Origin of the sequence: Bordetella sp. (assembly GCF_051960075.1) — a bacterium.
In the GTDB taxonomy this organism is placed as follows: Bacteria; Pseudomonadota; Gammaproteobacteria; order Burkholderiales; family Burkholderiaceae_B; genus Bordetella.
This window is the reverse complement of record NZ_JBQCER010000011.1, coordinates 18,049-32,765: the sequence shown is the minus strand read 5'-3', so window position 1 is coordinate 32,765 and position 14,717 is coordinate 18,049. Positions and strand designations below refer to the sequence as shown.

Sequence of the window (14,717 nt, the reverse complement as noted above, 5' to 3'; positions counted from 1 at the left end):
TGAACGGAGGGCGTCGTCTCAGGTCGGCGTCGCGATCACGCAGCAGACGTTTCCCGGCGCGACGATGCCCGGATGGCGTTTTGCGAAGACCGCGCCGCTGACGCCATAGGTGAGTTCGATCGGCGCACGCCGCGGATCATGGGTCTGATGGATTCTGCCCGCGGGCTGTCCCGCCTCGACCTGCTCGCCGTGACGATGGTACGCCTCGAAAACGCCGCGATCCGTTGCAATGACATACGACTTCGAACCCGTCACCCTGTAGAGCGGAGCGGCGGGCGTCGCGGGTTCCTCAGCATAGGCCTCGTCCAGGACTCCCCAGTGCGCCAGAACCCGTAGCGCACCGGCGCGGCACAGGGCCAGCGCGGTGTCCGTCACGGTGCCCCGGCCCGCCATCTCGGTGCTGACGCAGGTGAGTCCGGCCGCGACGGCGGTGGCCACGCTGGTGCGGGTGTCGCCGAGATTGTTCAGCAGCACGTTGAAGGGCGCGCCGAATGCCATGACGGCATCGATGTTGCGCTGGGTCTGCGCCGGGTCGTCCGAGGGCTGGACCAGGGCGCTCGGGATGATGTCCAGGGACGAGCCGCCGGAATGCAGGCTGAGGAACGCATCGCCGCGCGAGAAAAGCTCGTCGCTGACGTAAGCGGCGATCTGCTCGGTGATGGTCCCGGCGTGATCGCCGGGGAATGTGCGGTTGAGATTCCTGCCGTCCTGCGGCGACGTCCGCAGGCCTGCCTGCGCGGCCGGCGCATTCATGGACGGCATGAAAATCAGGCGGCCGCGCACGCGATTCAGCGGAAGGTCGCGGATGAGTTCGCCCAGCACGATCTGGCCTTCGTATTCATCCCCATGATTGCCGCCTTCGAGAATGATCGTGGGCCCCGCGCCGTTTGCCAGTACGGCCATGGGGATGGGCACGGTGCCCCAGGCGTCGTCGTGAGGAGACTGCGGGATGTAGAGAAATCCCGACTGGCGCCCCGGCGCATCCAGATCGATGTCGGTGAATGCCGTGGCGCAATGCGGATTGCGGGCCGGCGTATGCGCTTTTTTCCGATCGCGCAGGAAGGGCGGGGTTCGAAATTTTGCCTCGGCCATAGACCTTTCCGGTATATATGCTGCAAACAAGGGGGGAGTAGAAATAGTAGGAGTCAAAGGGCTTGCGTGAAAAATACTTTTTGCATGCGTCTTCCTATACCTGCAGGGCATACATTGGAACTGAGACAACTACGCTATTTCATTGCCGTCTGCGACGCCGGCAGCGTCGCCGGCGCGGCTAAAGTTTTGCACATCGCGCAGCCCGCGCTGTCGCGCCAGATGGCGGCGCTGGAAGACGAATTGGGCGCCAAGCTGCTGGTGCGCCTGCCGCGCGGCGTGGCACTCACGCGGGCTGGCGAGGCATTGCTCGCCCAGGCGAAACTGCTGCTCGCCGGCACAGAATCATTGCGTGCGCAAGTGGGGCTGGCGGCCAGGGGCAAGGCCGGCTCCCTGCGCATCGGGGTCGTGCCCGGCTATAGCTGGCTGCCGGCATTGGGGCACGCAATCGCCGCGCTGTCGCGCGAATCGCCCGATACGGCGGTCCTGGTGAAATCTGGCCTGTCGGCCTGGCAGCTCGATGCCGTCAAGCGGCACGAGCTCGACGCCGGCATCGTCGCCTGGCGTTCGCCCCTGGACGCGGAGGTCGAAGGCGTCAAGGTCTACGAAGACCGGATGATGCTTGCGATGCCGACGGCCATGGCCCGCGCTCTGGGGCCGATACGCACGCTGGGCGATCTGGCCGGGCAGAAGTTCATTCTTTTTCCGCGCGAGGATTCGCCCTCCCACTACGACGCTCTGGCGCGCATCCTGAAAGCGGCGGATATTCCGATAGGTCAGTTGGGCACGGCGGCGGCCGACATTCCCACCATTGTCGGCCTGGTCTCGGCGGGGCTGGGCTGTGCCATTGTTCCCTCGTCATACCAGCAGCACGGCCCGGCCGGCATTGTCTTCAGGCAGATCGAGGGGCTCGATCTGAAATTCGATCTGGAGCTGGTGTGGCGTGCGGATTCGCGCGATCCGCTGCTGCGCGGTTTCGTTCGCCAGCTTCCGGCCATGCGGAAATTGCCGCGGCAAACCTGAAAAAAACCCGGCAATAGCCGGGTTTTTGCTGGAACAGAGCCCTGCCAGTGTCGACAGTCCCCGAACGCGGGGCGGTTTATTGCTGCTTCACGCCGGCCTTCTTGAACAGTTCCGCCCACTGGGGCACTTGCTGCTTGACCTTGGCCTGCAGCGCTTCGGGGTTGGCCTCGCTGGTCAGCACGCTGGCGCCCAATTTCTGCATGCTGTTCTGGAACTTGGGATCGGCCAACGCGGCCTGCAGGCTCTTGACCAGTTTGTCGATCACGGGCTTGGGCGTACCCTTGGGCGCCCACAGGCCATGCCAGATGCCTACCTGGAAGCCCTTGAAGCCGGACTCGTCCATGGTGGGCAGGTCGGGCAGGGTCGGCACGCGCGTCAGGCTGGTCACCGCATAGGCCTTGACCGTCTTGGCGCGAATCTGCTGCGTGGTGTTGGTGGTCTGGTCGCACAGCATGTCCACCTGCTTGCTCAGCAAATCGTTCATGGCCGGCGCCGTGCCCTTGTAAGGCACGGTCAGCAGGTTCACGCCGAACGCTTCATTGAGCATGACGCCGCACAGATGGCTGGCTGCGCCGATGCCGGCATTGGCCAGGGTGATCTTGCTGGCGTTCGCCTTGACGTAGGCAGCCAGCTCCGAGATGTCCTTGGGCGGGAAGTCGGAGCGGGCCAGCACGGTCATGGGCACGTCCACGACCAGGCCGACGGGCTCGAAGCTGGTGTAGGGGTCGTAGCCCGGCTTCTTGTAGAGGCTGGGCGCGGTGGAGAAGCCCACGTGCATCAGCAGCAGTGTGTAGCCGTCGGCCGGGGCGCGCGCCACGAAGCTGGTGCCGATGGTGCCTCCCGCGCCACCCTTGTTTTCGACGACGATGCCTTGGCCGATGTTCGTGGCCATGGCCTGGGCCAGGTTGCGGGCCACGGTGTCGGTGGGACCGCCTGCGGCGAAGGGCACCACGAAGCTGATGGCGTGGTCAGGGTAGTCGGCGGCGCTGGCGCCGGCGGCGGCGAGCAGGGCTGCGGTTCCCAGCGTTGCCGCCAGGGTGCGGGTGAATCGTTTCATGTTATCTCCAAGAAGGGAGGCCGGGAGCCTGGGTGCTTTTTTTGTTTTCCCCGAGCCGGGCGCGGTGCTTGGCCGGCCGGTCGTCTGGGTGATCGGGAGTCTAGGGAAAAGCGCAAGAGAGGGTCACCCCGGATTTCCCTTAGAGCAAACTGAAAACATAAATGTTGCGCCGCAACATCGTTGCGAAGAATAATTGCCAGGAGCTTTGCCAGATAGAAGCATCCGCTTATATTGCGTTGCACAAAAAACTCTTGACAGCTGCGGACAGAAGCCTAAAATAGCACTTGTGCAGTGCAGCAAATGCAGCATTTACACGGCGGTAGCAGCAAGGCCGCCCAACTTATCTCAAGCAAGGAGAGATTCAATGAGCGCCATCCCCCAACAAGTTCTGGCTCGCCAGAAAGCCGCCGTCAACACCTTCGTCGCCGCTCAAAGCGCCGTCTTCGAAGGCTTCGAAAAGCTGATCGATCTGAACCTGAAGGTTGTCAAGGCCACGCTGGACGAAGTGTCGCAAAAGTCCCAGCAAGCCACCGATCTGAAGGACGCCCAGGAAGTGTCGTCGTTCATTTCCGCTTCCGCTCAACCCAGCGCCGACAAGGCCCTGGCTTACAGCAAGCATGTGTACGACATCTTCGCCGGTGTGCAGGCCGAACTGTCGAAGCTGGCCGAAGCCCAGATCGCCGAAGGCCGTCAGCAAGTCAGCGCTGCCGTCGAGCAACTGACCAAGAACGCTCCCGCCGGTTCGGAAAGCGCCGTCGCCATGCTGAAGTCTTCGCTGGCCACCGCGACCAGCGCCTATGACTCGCTGGCCAAGGCCGCCAAGCAGGCTGCCGATGTCGCCGAAAGCAACCTGAGCGCCGCCGCCAACGCGACGTTCAAGGCCGCTACCGACGCCGCCGAAGCTGCCGGCAAGGTCGCTTCGCGCCGCCGCGCCGCCTAAATCAGGCGAGCTTCGCTCTGCGGGGCGAAGCGCAGCAGCAACCGCATCACAAAAGAAGGGCCGCCTCCGGGCGGCCTTTCTTTTTTTACCGCACGCGGTATGCGTTCTGCCCGTGCGTGGCCTGCCTAGCCGGCGAAACCGCCGGAATCCAGGAAAGCCTGCTCCCGGTCTGTGGTCTCGCGCAATAGCAAAGGGTTGCGGTGAGGAAAGCGCCCGAATTGCAAGACGATGTCGCGGTGCTCCTTCGCATGCGTCATGAAGCCCGGGCCCAGTCGGGCATGCAGCGTCATCGACAGGTCCTGGTCCGCCAGGTCTTCCGAATGCGCGAACGGCAGGCAGAAAAACAGGCGCAGCGCTTCTTCTACCTGTTCCATATGGCCTTGCGCCAGGGCTTGCCGGGCGTGGTGCCGTGCCAGCGGGTCGGTCGCGTACATGTGCGCCGTGCCGCGAAAGGCATTGCGCGGAAATTGGTCCAGCAGGATGAGCAGCGCCAGCGAACCGTGCGGCGTGCGGTTCCAGTCGTCGAGCTCGCGCCTGGCCGCGGCGAAATGCAGTTCCAGACAGCGTTCGCGGAATGTCCGGTCGAAGGTGTCGCTCTTGCGGAACCAGTGCGCTTCGGCCCCTCGCCAGAATTCGACGATGGCTTGGGCTTGGTCTAGCGGCGCGGACATGGCGGGGCTCCTTTGCGGGCAGATCAGCGCCGCGTGCCGTTCGGCGCGATCAGGCCAGGGCCCGCGCGCATTCGGCCACCAGCGCCGGGCCGCGGTAGATGAGGCCGGTGTAGAGCTGCACGGCGTCGGCGCCGGCGGCGACTTTCTCGCGCGCTTCTTTGCCCGACAGGATGCCGCCCACGCCGATGATGGCCAGCGCGCGGCCTGCCTGCCTGCGCAGGCGTTCGATCACCACCAGGGACAGCGCATGCACCGGCGTGCCCGACAGGCCGCCGGTTTCGTCGGCATGGGGCAGGCCTTTGACGGATGCGCGCGACAGGGTGGTGTTGGTGGCGATGACGCCGTCCACGCCGTGGCGCGGCAGCAGGTCGGCGATGACGTCGATCTGCTCCTGCGTGAGATCGGGGGCGATCTTGACGGCCAGGGGCACGTGGCGGCCGTGCCGGTCGGCCAGTTCGGCGCGTTTGTCGCGCAGCTTGTCCAGCAGGGCGGCCAGTTCGTCTTCGCCTTGCAGGGCGCGCAGATTCTGGGTGTTGGGCGATGAGATGTTCACCGTGATGTAGTCGGCGTGCGGGTACACGCCCTCCAGACCCAGCAGGTAGTCGTCGGCGGCGCGTTCGATGGGCGTGTCGGCATTTTTACCGATGTTCAGGCCGACGATGCCGCCCTGCTTGCGCCATTGGCTGCGCTGCACATTGGCCAGAAAGGCGTCCAGGCCCTGGTTGTTGAAGCCCAGGCGGTTGATGAGCGCGTTGGCCTTGGGCAGGCGGAACATGCGCGGCTTGGGGTTGCCCGACTGCGCGCGCGGGGTGACCGTGCCGACTTCGACGAAGCCGAATCCCATATTGCCCAGGGCGTCGATATGGGCGCCGTTTTTGTCCAGGCCGGCGGCCAGGCCCACGGGGTTTGGCAGTTTAAGGCCCATGAGGGTGGTGGGGGCCTTGGGGTTGGCGTGCAGGAGGGCGCGTAGGGCGCCGCAGTCGTAGGCGCGCTGCAGGTTGGCCAGGGTGACTTCGTGGGCGGTTTCCGCGTCCATTGCGAAGAGGGCGGCGCGGGCCAGAGGATAGGCGTTGAATAAGATCGACATGGTGGGCGCTATTGTAGTTTGTTGAGTTCTTTTGGCGTCCGTCTCGGGTTCCTACGGGTTATTGCCAGCGTCCGTCGATCAGCTTTTGTTGCGGCTGGAAGCTGGCTTTATAGGACATCTTGGGGCTTTCGGCGATCCAGTAGCCCAGGTAGAGCCAGGGAAGGTCGAGCAGGCGGCATTGTTCGATCTGCCACAGAATGCTGTAGGTGCCCAGGCTGCCGGCCATGTCGGGATCGTAGAAGGTGTAGACCGAGGACAGGCCCTCGTCGAGCACGTCGATGATGGAGACAATGGCCAGTTCGTCTTCGGGGGTGCGGAATTCGACCAGGCGGGTGTTGACGCGGGTGGTCAGCAGGAACTGGGCGTATTGGGTGCGGCTGTCGTCGTCCATGCCGCCGCCGGGGTGGCGGCTCTGTTGATAGCGGGTGTAGAGCTTGTAGTGTTCGGGCGACCAGGCCGGCTCGGCGACCAGGGTCCGCAGCGATCGGTGTTGCTTCCAGGCGCGGCGCTGGCTGCGGTTGGGGACATAGGCGGCGGCGTCGACGCGCACCGGAATGCAGGCTTTGCAGTGGTCGCAATGCGGGCGGTAGGTGAACAGGCCGCTGCGGCGAAAGCCTTGTTCGACGAGTTGGGAGTAGGTGCCGGCGTTGATGAGGTGGGCGGGCGCGGCGACTTGCGAACGGGCTTGCTGGTCGGGCAGATAGCTGCACGGATAGGGGGCCGTGGAGTAGAACTGCAGCGTTGAGAAGGGGAGTTCTTTTAGCTGGCTCATGGTGAATGGCCAAGGTGCGATGGCTGTCTTCGTTGTCTTTATTATCGCGCCAGATCGGGGATCTTTTTCACGCGGCTTTTAGAGCGGTTTCAGCTCGCCGGACAAGGTCAGGATGCCGGGACGCCACGCGGGGCCGGGTTCGTCGACGGTGCGTTCCAGGTGTTTGACGAAATCGGCGCGGTCGACGGGTTTTGCGCCCAGGCTTGCCAGGTGACGGGTTTCCTGTTGGCAGTCGATCCAGGGCACGTCGTTGGCGCGCAAAAAGGCGACCAGGTGGGCCAGGGCGATCTTGGAGGCGTCGGTCTTGCGCGCGAACATGGATTCGCCGAAGAACATGCGGCCCAGGCTGACGCCGTACAGGCCGCCGGCCAGTTCGCCGTCGATCCACGTTTCGATGCTGTGCACGCCGCCGGCCTCGTGCCAGGCGCGATAGGCATGCTGCATCTCGGGCAATATCCAGGTGCCGCTCTGTTTGTCGCGCGGCGCGGCGCAGTGGGTGAGGACGTCGGCGAAGGCGGTGTCGGTCTTGACGACGATGCGGCGGTCTGGGCCGGCGGATTCGGCTTCGATACGGCGCAGGCGCTTGCGCAGCGAGTGCGAAGGGGCGAAGTCCGTGCAGGCCAGCACCATGCGCGGATGCGTGCTCCACCATAGGATGGGTTCGCCGGGCGAATACCAGGGGAAGATGCCGTGGCGATAGGCGTCGGTGAGCCGGGGGACGGACAGATCTGCGCCGAAGGCCAGCAGGCCGGGCGGGTCGTCGAGCGCCTCGTTGACGGACGGAAAGGGCGTGTCGAGGTTGAGCCAGGGCAGTTTCAAGTGGGGTCAGCTCCGCCGGGCCGGGTCCAAGGTGCCGATGCTTTCATCAATGGGGTCGTGCCCGCGCTAACGTGGGGGCAGTTCGTGTTTCAGAGCGGCGTTTTCAGTGCGTACTGGCGCACCGGGAACACGCCGCGCTTGCTGTCTTCGATGTAATGCCGCAGGGTGGACGACACCGAGTGGAAGGACAACTCGTCCCAGGGAATCTCGGCCGGGTCGAAATAGCGGGCGTCCAGGCTTTCGGGGCCGGGATCCAGTTCGGGGCCGAGCGCGTCGGCCAGATAGAACATATGCACCTGACCGATGTGCGGCAGATCCACCATCGTATAGAGCGGCCCGATTGCCACCTGCGCGCCGGATTCTTCCTGCGTTTCGCGCTCGGCGCCCTGCACGGTGCTTTCGTTCAGCTCCATGAAGCCGGCGGGCAGGGTCCAGGTGTCGTAGCGCGGCTCGATGGCGCGCCGGCATAGGAGGATCCTGCCCTGCCAGCGCGGCAGGGTGCCCACCACGACGCGCGGATTCTGGTAGTGGATGGCGCCGCAACGGTCGCAAATATCGCGTTCGCGGTTGTCGTCGTCGGGAACGCCGCGCCGTATGGGCGAGCCGCATTGCGAGCAGAACCGGGCGATTCGGGGTGCCGGGAAATAGCGGGTGGGCGCAGGGGCTGTCATGCCGAAGATTTTACCTGCCTGCCCGAGGGTCGCGGGGGGTCGGATTGGCCTGGAAGCTCAGGCGCGCCGGGACGTCGGCCCGGGCCAGGCGTGCGAGCGTCACGGGCAGGCCGTCGTCGAGCGCGATGTCGGGCAGCGGGCTCCAGGCATCGGCCAGACCTCGTTCCAGCACCTGCAGCGCCGGCTCTCCCGTCGCGGTGCGCAGTCGCTCAAGCAGCAAGGGCAGTTCGCGGTCGTGCACCATGGCGGGTCCGCGATCCGTCGTGGCATAGAGCCGGCCGTCCTCGTCCAGCCACCAATGCGTTACGCGGCTCACGACCAGGCCGGTGTGCGTCTGCAGGCCGGGGCCGGCGTCGGCGCGGCACAGCAGGTAGGGGGCCGCATCCAGGCGCACATAGACGCGCTGCGGGCCGTTCTGCACATACCAGTCGCGGCTTTCGCAGGCGTAGTTGCGATTCATGAATGCCTGCACGCCGGGGTGATCGATGGCCTCTCCCGGGCCGCCCGCCGCCGCGTCGCCCGCGGGGTGCAGCCGCCAGCGACCGCGCGCATCCAGCGACAGCCAGCCGTAGGCGGCCGGCACGTCGGGCCAGCGCGCCATGGCTTTGATGACGTCCTCGTCCATGGCGCGATTATCGGGCGGTTTTGCCCCGGGGCGGCTTGGCGGAAAAAATATCGGTCCATTCCACCGGCTGCTCTTGGGCCGCGCCGGCGATGACGCGCTGCTCCAGGTGATCCAGATGCGCCAGGGATTTGTCGAGCGCGCGGCGCAGGGTGCCGCCGGTAAGCGCTTCGATGATCTGCTCGTGTTCCGTGGGCGCGCAGATGGCCGCATCGACGCTGTCGAACAGCGCTTTGTACAGCTCGGTGTTGGACACGAGCTGGCGCGTGTAGCCCAGCAGTTCTTCGCTGCCGGCCATGCGCACCAGCAGCAGGTGGAACTCGCCGGCCAGCCGTATTGCGTCCTCGCGGCGGCCGTCCTTGAAAGCCTTTTGTTCGGCCTGCACATGGCGGCGCAGCACGGCCTCCTGCTCGGCCGTCACCCGGCCGAACAGCGTGGCGACGAGACCGGCTTCGATAATGCGCCGGGCGCGATACACGTCGCGCATGTCCTGGGCCGTGGGGCTGGGGACGAACGCACCGCGGTTGTGCTCGAGCACCAGCCGTTTCTCGGCTCCCAGGCGCGTCAGCACTTTGCGCAAGGCGCCGCGCGTGCAGTCCAGCGCCTCGGCCAGCGCGCGCTCGCGCAGCGGCGTGCCGGGGCGCAGCCGTCCGCTGAGCAGCGCGTTGGAGATGGCGGCGTAGACGCGCTCTTCCACCGCGCCGTTCGACGGCGTGTCCTGGGACGCGGCGGGGCGGGGGGCGGTACGACGGGAAGCGGATGCCGGCATAAAAAAAGGGGGATTTGGAGAGCGTCGATGTTACTGCGGGTACCTGACAAAGAGCCGCAAGAACCGGCATTTTGCAGATTCATAGGGGTTTACACGGACAGTATTGAGCGCAATGCCTGCCTAAAATGGTTAACCAAATCTATATATTTGGTCAACAAATTTTCATATCGAGGAACGGCATATGAAACCCATCTATTGGCTGGTCGCGCTGCCGGTCATTGCGCTTTTCAGCGGCGGCTGGCTCACGGGCGTCGCGCCGACCTTCGTGTTCGGCATTCCCTTTCTGCTGTTCTGGAACGTGCTCTGGATGGTCCTGACCGGACTGATCCTGATGCTCATCGATCGCACGCATCCGATCCCGTCGGACAACGCCCAAGGAGGCGAACAATGAACGCCGCGCTGTTGGTCATCGTCTCTTTCCTCGTCCTCGCCGTGGTCCTTGCAATCCTGGCGCGGCGCGGCCGCAAGATGAGCCTCGAACAGTGGGCCCTGGGGGGCCGCGGCCTGGGCACGGTCATGGTGTTTCTGCTGATGGCAGGCGAGGCCTTCTCCACATTCACCTTTCTGGGCGCGAGCGGCTGGGCCTACAGCAAGGGCGCGCCGACTTTCTACATCCTGGCCTACGGCCCCGTGGGCTTCGTCCTGGCGTTCTGGATGCTGCCGGCCGTGTGGCGCTATGCATCGGCGCACAAACTGGTGTCGTTCTCCGATTTCTTCGCCCACAAATACCAGAGCCGGGCGCTGAGCGTGGTGGTTTCCTTGGTGGCGCTCGCGGGCATGGTGGCGCTGCTCACCATTCAGTTGCGCGGGCTCGGCATCATCGTCGCCCAGGCCTCCTACGGCAGCATCGCACCCAGCGTCTCGATCTGGATCGGCGTAGCGGTGATGGTGGGTTATCTGCTGTTTTCCGGCATTCATGGCTCGGCCAGCATCGCCGTGGTCAAAGACGTCCTGGTTCTCGGACTGGCCGTTTTCCTGGGCATCTACCTGCCCTGGCATTACTACGGCGGCATCGCACCCATGTTCCAGGCCATCCATGCCGAGAATCCGAACTACTTCAGCTTTCCCAAAGAAGGCCTGAACCTCACCTGGTACAACAGCACGGTGCTGCTGACGGCGCTGGGCTACTACCTGTACCCGTTCAATCTGACCTCGGTCTTCACGGCCAAGAGCGCGCAGGCCGTGCGGCGCAACACCATCCTGATGCCGCTCTACACGATCGTCATCGCGCTCCTGTTCATGGTGGGCTTCGCGGCCATGCTCAAGGTGCCGGGTCTGAAGGGCGCCGATGTCGACCTGGCGCTCTTCGGCCTGGCCAAACTCACCTTCGACCCGTGGTTCGTCGGCGTCATCGGCGGCGCGGGCGTGCTCACGGCGCTGGTGCCGGGATCGATGATCCTGCTCACCGCCTCCACGATCATCGGCAAGAACGTCTACAAAGAAGGTTTCGCGCCGCAGGCCACCGACCGTCAGGTCGCGCGCGCCGCGCGCATCGCGCTGCCCCTGTTCGCGCTGGTCGGGGTCTATTTCGTGCTGCGCGGCGGCGCCACGATCGTGTCTATCGCCATCTTCGCCTCCAGCCTGTTGACGCAACTCCTGCCCTCGCTGCTGTTCAGCCTGCTGCCGCGTTCCTTCGGCAGCAAGCAGGCCGCGATCGCGGGCATTCTGGCGGGCGGCGTCATGGTCGGCCTCGGCACACTGGGCGGCGTCAGCTTGGCGCAGCTGTTTCCGCATGCGTCGACCATGGTCAAATCGATCAATATCGGGTTGGTCGCATTGGCCGCCAACGCGATCGTCTTTGCCGTGGTGGCGCTGGCCGGGCCGCGCGCCTGGCGGCGCGTCGAGCTGGTTCCCGCGGCAGCCTGATCGCGCAAAATCCGGAGCTTCGTCATGGTTCATGTCTCGTCAGATCTGTTGATTCGCAATGTCCGTCCTTTCGGGGCTGCCGGCGTGGATGTGCTGGTGCGCGACGGCCGCATCGCGGCCGTGGGGGCCGATCTCGATGCGCCGGCGCAGACGCGGGTGGAAGAGGGCGGCGGCGCGCTGCTGCTGCCGGGCCTGGTCGAAGGCCATACGCATCTGGACAAGACGATGTGGGGCCTGGACTGGTACCGCAACGAGGTCGGCCCGAGCTTGATCGACAAGATCGATAACGAACGGGAGTTTCGCCGCGCCAGCGGGCATGACGCGGGCGCGCAGTCCCTGGCGCTGGCTCGCGCCTTCCTGGCAAACGGCACGACGCGGCTGCGTACACACGTGGACGTCGATACCCAGGCCGGCCTGCGGCATCTGCAAGGGGTGCTGCATACCCGAGCCCTGTTGAAAGACATGCAGCAGATCCAGGTCGTGGCGTTTCCGCAATCGGGTCTGTTGGGTCGTCCCGGCACGGCGCAGTTGCTGGACCAGTCCATGGCGGCGGGCGCCGACGTGCTCGGCGGCCTGGATCCCTGCGCCATCGACGGAGATCCGGTGCGCTCGCTCGACGTGCTGTTCGATATCGCCGAGCGCCATGAGGCTCCGATCGACATACACCTGCACGAACCCGGCGCCATGGGCGCTTTCTCCCTGAGCCTGATACTCGACCGCGCCCAGGCACACGGCCTGCGCGACCGCGTCGCGATCAGTCACGGCTTTTGCCTGGGCGACGTGGCGCCCGCCGAGCGCGATGCGCTGCTGGCGCGCATGGCCAGACTCGGCGTGGCGCTGATCACCAGCGCGCCGGGTTCGCGCGCGGTGCCGCCGCTCATGATCTGCCGCGCCGCGGGGGTGACAATGATGGGCGGCAACGACGGCATACGCGACACCTGGAACCCCTACGGCATGCCCGACATGCTGGAGCGGGCCATGCTGATCGGCCTGCGCTACAACCTGCGCCGCGACGACGAACTCGCCGTCGCGCTCGACTGCGTCACCGAATCGGGCGCGCGCGGCTGCCATTTCACCGACTACGGCTTACAGCCCGGCCATCGCGCGGATCTTGTGCTGGTCGATGCGCGCACACCGGCCGAGGCGGTCGTGGCGCGTCCGGCGCGGCGGCTGGTCGTGGCGGGCGGGCAGATCGTGGCGCGCCACGGCCAGCTGCAGGCCGATGTGCCGGGCGCGCCGTATTGAATTCTTTTGCGGGCGGCAGAAATCGACAATGCGGGTTCGGCATTTGCCGCATGTCGAACCCGCCCGGCTTTTCGGTCGACCCGCTCGACGCCGCTGGCCCGGCATCCCGGAGCCTCGCCTGAAGAGGTTCGAGGCGGACGCGGATCGCGTTCAAAATTTGATTCCGGTCAAGATCGCGTGCAGACCCGATGGCTATGTTGGTATTGCCTTCATCCATTCGGGAGATTTCCATGAAATACCATTGGCAAAATTGGACCGTGGCGATCATCGGTCTTTATGTGTTTGTCTCGCCCTGGGTCATTCCCTATTTTTCACCCGCATCATCGATCGGCGAGATGGCGCAATGGAGCCATTACCTCATCGGTGCCGCGTTGATGATTATCTCGCTCGTCGTGCTCGCCTCGGGCAAGGTATGGGAGGAGTATGCCCTGGGCATACTGGGTCTATTGCTGCTTGCTTCGCCCTGGTTGCTCGGGTTCAGCCAAATCGCCCCGTTTGTCTGGAATGCCGTGATCGTCGGTCTGCTCATCGTCGCGCTGACAGCGGGAGCCGTGCTCTATGTACGCTATCACCGCGAGTACGGAGCCTGACCGAGGATCGAATTTGCTAGAGGTCGAAGTGGCGTGCGGCGGTGTCGAGCAGTTTTCGCACCGCGCGCACCTGCTTCGGACTCGGCGCGCGGGCGGCATCGGTTCGCGATGTGAGCGTGCATGTCTCCTGCGCAGGCGCAGGAGGCATGTCGCCGACGACGGCATCCTGGGCGGTCGTCGGCGCAGCCGCGCGATTCGGTTCGCGCTTGCCGAGCAGGGCACAGGTGTTCGTCGTCATGATCGGTCAATGCGCGCTGGTGCGTTGCGAGTTGGGTTTGCGCGCGCCGGCCGATTCCTGGCCGAGTCCGGTCGGGAAGGCATACGGCATGGCAGGCATGTGTGTGGCCAGTTCCGCGTACGCCTGTTGGGTCTGGGCCAGACTATCGCGCAGCGCAACCTGTGAAAGCGCCTGCCCTTCGGACGCAATCTGAATCAGTTCCAGCGCGTACTGATTCCAGCGACCAATCTGCTCTGCGTAGGCCTGTTGCTGCCAGGATGAGCATTGAGTCAGATTGTTTGCATTTTTCAGCGTGCCCGCATGTCGGGCGATTGCCTCCGCGAACTCCGCGTTGGCGCGGCGCTGCACGTCGCGCAATCGCTCCATGTAGGTGAAGTAGGTTCTGAAGGCATCGAGCATGACCGCCGCGCCGGCCTTGTAAACGGATATCGAAGCGTCGTTCTGTTCCATGATTGTGTCCTCCCTGGATAAGAAATCATGATTGCAGTGTGCGCGTCCGCTATCCGCTTCCTTTGACGCACGTCAATAAAGCAACCGGTCTCGACGCTAGGATGAGAATCGGAAAAGCTGAAATTTATCGGAGGCGCGTATGAACGAGGAACGACTTATCGCATATGAGCAGAGGCGGCCTGCCCCGGTTCGAGCGGTGGCCGCCGAGCCCGAACGCATCATCAACCTGCCCACGCCGGACTATCAAAATGGAATGCCGCTGATGCAGGCATTGACGCGCCGGGCAAGCTGCCGCGATTTCAAGTCGGCGGAATTGCCCATGACCCTACTCGGGTCGCTGCTGTGGGCCGCCGACGGCGTGAACCGTCCCTTGTCCGGCGGCCGCACGGCGCCGTCTCCGCATGCGCGGCACGAAGTCGACATCTATGCGGCATTGCCTGCAGGCGTCTACCGCTACGACGCGGCGACGCATCGCCTCATACTCAAACACGCGGTGGATGCGCGCGGCCAGACCGGCTATCAGGATTTCGTGGGCCATGCCCCGCTGGATCTGGTCTATGTGGTACAGACCTCTCGCCTGATCGACATGCCGGCAGAGCAACGCAAGCGGTTTTCCGCGGTGACCGCGGGCGCCATTGCCCAAAATGTAGCCCTGTATTGCGCATCGGCGGGCCTGAGCAGCGTGGTGCGCGGATGGCTATCCGAAAGAATATTGTCCGACGCACTGTCCCTGAATGAAGACGAAGTGCCGATTCTCGCGCAGACAATCGGTTTCCCGGCCTCGACGTAGGCGAACAAGCTCGAAAGA

General features: G+C 64.8%; 18 protein-coding genes. 7 read left to right on the top strand and 11 right to left on the bottom strand.

The features are described 5' to 3' along the window. Window positions 1–18: 18 nt before the first annotated feature. The gene (locus ACTHJ1_RS01270; protein WP_440186604.1) at window positions 19–1,092 is read right to left on the bottom strand and encodes a succinylglutamate desuccinylase/aspartoacylase family protein; all 1,074 of its coding nucleotides are present in this window, start codon (window positions 1,090–1,092) and stop codon (window positions 19–21) included. Between the two features lie 114 nt (window positions 1,093–1,206). Here ACTHJ1_RS01270 and ACTHJ1_RS01265 point away from each other — a divergent pair, with 114 nt between their 5' ends. Then, window positions 1,207–2,112: a LysR family transcriptional regulator gene (locus ACTHJ1_RS01265; protein WP_440186602.1), complete on the top strand. Its 906-nt coding sequence runs from the start codon at window positions 1,207–1,209 to the stop codon at window positions 2,110–2,112. A 76-nt stretch (window positions 2,113–2,188) separates the two neighbouring features. Here the strand turns inward: ACTHJ1_RS01265 and ACTHJ1_RS01260 are convergent, their stop codons facing one another. Then, window positions 2,189–3,169 (bottom strand): tripartite tricarboxylate transporter substrate binding protein BugD, encoded by a 981-nt coding sequence (locus ACTHJ1_RS01260; RefSeq protein WP_440186600.1) that lies wholly within the window; start codon window positions 3,167–3,169, stop codon window positions 2,189–2,191. Window positions 3,170–3,533: 364 nt separating this feature from the next. Here ACTHJ1_RS01260 and phaP point away from each other — a divergent pair, with 364 nt between their 5' ends. Further along, window positions 3,534–4,109, top strand: coding sequence for a TIGR01841 family phasin (phaP, locus tag ACTHJ1_RS01255; protein ID WP_440186598.1), 576 nt, complete (start codon window positions 3,534–3,536; stop codon window positions 4,107–4,109). Window positions 4,110–4,234: 125 nt separating this feature from the next. Here phaP and ACTHJ1_RS01250 read toward each other — a convergent pair whose 3' ends face one another. The 7 genes from ACTHJ1_RS01250 to ACTHJ1_RS01220 form a co-directional block, all read right to left on the bottom strand. Then, window positions 4,235–4,780 carry a DUF924 family protein gene (locus tag ACTHJ1_RS01250; protein WP_440186596.1) on the bottom strand — a complete coding sequence of 182 codons (546 nt, stop codon included), beginning with the start codon at window positions 4,778–4,780 and terminating at the stop codon, window positions 4,235–4,237. Window positions 4,781–4,829: 49 nt separating this feature from the next. Further along, window positions 4,830–5,867, bottom strand: coding sequence for a quinone-dependent dihydroorotate dehydrogenase (locus ACTHJ1_RS01245; RefSeq protein WP_440186594.1), 1,038 nt, complete (start codon window positions 5,865–5,867; stop codon window positions 4,830–4,832). 58 nt (window positions 5,868–5,925) lie between these two features. After that, entirely contained in the window at window positions 5,926–6,639 is a 714-nt protein-coding gene (locus ACTHJ1_RS01240) for an arginyltransferase (RefSeq protein WP_440186592.1), read from the bottom strand. Window positions 6,640–6,717: 78 nt separating this feature from the next. Then, a complete protein-coding gene (gene aat / locus ACTHJ1_RS01235; protein ID WP_440186590.1) occupies window positions 6,718–7,458 on the bottom strand; it encodes a leucyl/phenylalanyl-tRNA--protein transferase in 741 nt (246 codons plus the stop codon). 89 nt (window positions 7,459–7,547) lie between these two features. After that, complete coding sequence (locus ACTHJ1_RS01230) at window positions 7,548–8,129, bottom strand: NUDIX hydrolase (protein ID WP_440186588.1); 582 nt, start codon at window positions 8,127–8,129, stop codon at window positions 7,548–7,550. Between the two features lie 10 nt (window positions 8,130–8,139). Next, window positions 8,140–8,754 (bottom strand): DUF2946 family protein, encoded by a 615-nt coding sequence (locus ACTHJ1_RS01225; protein ID WP_440186586.1) that lies wholly within the window; start codon window positions 8,752–8,754, stop codon window positions 8,140–8,142. A gap of 7 nt (window positions 8,755–8,761) precedes the next feature. Further along, window positions 8,762–9,520 (bottom strand): GntR family transcriptional regulator, encoded by a 759-nt coding sequence (locus ACTHJ1_RS01220; protein ID WP_440186584.1) that lies wholly within the window; start codon window positions 9,518–9,520, stop codon window positions 8,762–8,764. 181 nt (window positions 9,521–9,701) lie between these two features. Here ACTHJ1_RS01220 and ACTHJ1_RS01215 point away from each other — a divergent pair, with 181 nt between their 5' ends. The 4 genes from ACTHJ1_RS01215 (at window position 9,702) to ACTHJ1_RS01200 (ending at window position 13,221) form a co-directional block, all read left to right on the top strand. Next, the gene (locus ACTHJ1_RS01215; RefSeq protein ID WP_440186582.1) at window positions 9,702–9,911 is read left to right on the top strand and encodes a DUF3311 domain-containing protein; all 210 of its coding nucleotides are present in this window, start codon (window positions 9,702–9,704) and stop codon (window positions 9,909–9,911) included. Continuing rightward, entirely contained in the window at window positions 9,908–11,386 is a 1,479-nt protein-coding gene (locus ACTHJ1_RS01210; protein ID WP_440186580.1) for a sodium:solute symporter family protein, read from the top strand. Before ACTHJ1_RS01215 ends, ACTHJ1_RS01210 begins: the two co-directional genes overlap by 4 nt. Before the next feature lie 24 nt (window positions 11,387–11,410). Then, window positions 11,411–12,631 (top strand): amidohydrolase family protein, encoded by a 1,221-nt coding sequence (locus ACTHJ1_RS01205; RefSeq protein ID WP_440186578.1) that lies wholly within the window; start codon window positions 11,411–11,413, stop codon window positions 12,629–12,631. Window positions 12,632–12,819: 188 nt separating this feature from the next. Then, complete coding sequence (locus ACTHJ1_RS01200) at window positions 12,820–13,221, top strand: SPW repeat domain-containing protein (protein ID WP_440186576.1); 402 nt, start codon at window positions 12,820–12,822, stop codon at window positions 13,219–13,221. A gap of 16 nt (window positions 13,222–13,237) precedes the next feature. Here the strand turns inward: ACTHJ1_RS01200 and ACTHJ1_RS01195 are convergent, their stop codons facing one another. Further along, a complete protein-coding gene (locus ACTHJ1_RS01195; protein ID WP_440186574.1) occupies window positions 13,238–13,459 on the bottom strand; it encodes a hypothetical protein in 222 nt (73 codons plus the stop codon). 6 nt (window positions 13,460–13,465) lie between these two features. Continuing rightward, window positions 13,466–13,909 (bottom strand): hypothetical protein, encoded by a 444-nt coding sequence (locus ACTHJ1_RS01190; protein ID WP_440186572.1) that lies wholly within the window; start codon window positions 13,907–13,909, stop codon window positions 13,466–13,468. 139 nt (window positions 13,910–14,048) lie between these two features. Between ACTHJ1_RS01190 and ACTHJ1_RS01185 the strand changes: the two genes are divergently transcribed. Next, on the top strand, window positions 14,049–14,699 hold the full coding sequence (locus ACTHJ1_RS01185) for a SagB/ThcOx family dehydrogenase (RefSeq protein ID WP_440186570.1): 651 nt from the start codon (window positions 14,049–14,051) through the stop codon (window positions 14,697–14,699). Window positions 14,700–14,717 lie beyond the last annotated feature (18 nt).